The organism is Sphingomonas sp. 66-10, from assembly GCF_001897045.1.
Lineage (GTDB): Bacteria > Pseudomonadota > Alphaproteobacteria > Sphingomonadales > Sphingomonadaceae > Sphingomonas > Sphingomonas lycopersici.
Genome location: NZ_MKRR01000113.1, coordinates 12,060 through 12,697, shown reverse-complemented (window position 1 = coordinate 12,697; position 638 = coordinate 12,060). Strand labels below are relative to the sequence as shown.

The 638-nt window shown below is 58.6% G+C and carries 1 protein-coding gene; it reads right to left on the bottom strand.

Features of this window, described 5'->3' with window-relative positions:
* Positions 1 to 26 precede the first annotated feature (26 nt).
* Positions 27 to 410 (bottom strand): hypothetical protein, encoded by a 384-nt coding sequence (locus tag BGN95_RS12000; RefSeq protein ID WP_286772731.1) that lies wholly within the window; start codon positions 408 to 410, stop codon positions 27 to 29.
* Between the last annotated feature and the right edge of the window lie 228 nt (positions 411 to 638).

Genomic DNA, 638 nt, shown 5'->3' with positions numbered 1-638 from the left:
AGTTAGCCGCCGTTCAATGGCCGCGATTAAATCTGCCGGATCGTACCGAGCTGAAGCCAAACCCACTCTGGGTTTTGATCGTCCTCCGCCCAAACGCGAACGCTGAGCCGTCCGCTGAAAACGGGTACATTAAGGTAGCGGAACGTGCTGCTGTCCATCAAGGTGACGATACCGCTCGGGGCATCAATGGTCCCGTCGAATAATGGTGCTCCACCAGCTTCGCAGGCTTCGTCCGAAACCGTGACAAGCGAAGCGCCATCTACGGAGGCCAAGACCCAGAAAGCCAGACAGTCATGAGTTGCGGTGACGAATGACGCGCCAGTGTCTGGCGGGATCGAAACGACAGGCGCGGCATCGGCTAAGAAAAGGATCGGGTGCGCCGTTTCGACCTGCATCTGCAATCTAGCCATGCGCTGCGCTACCCTGCCTCGTTCCTCGGGCCAGTTGTAAGCAGCGCCTTTCAGACTGCGCAAGTATCAGTCGCAACGGCGTAGAATGGGGGGCGCTAGCGGACCTCGATCCGCCACAGCGCGAGATCAGCACGCGTAGCGGCCTAACGGCTTGTCTCGATTTCGAACGCCAATATCGGTTGACGCCGCGACGAATTTGTTCCTATCCTGTTCGCGTTGGTCTCTGGC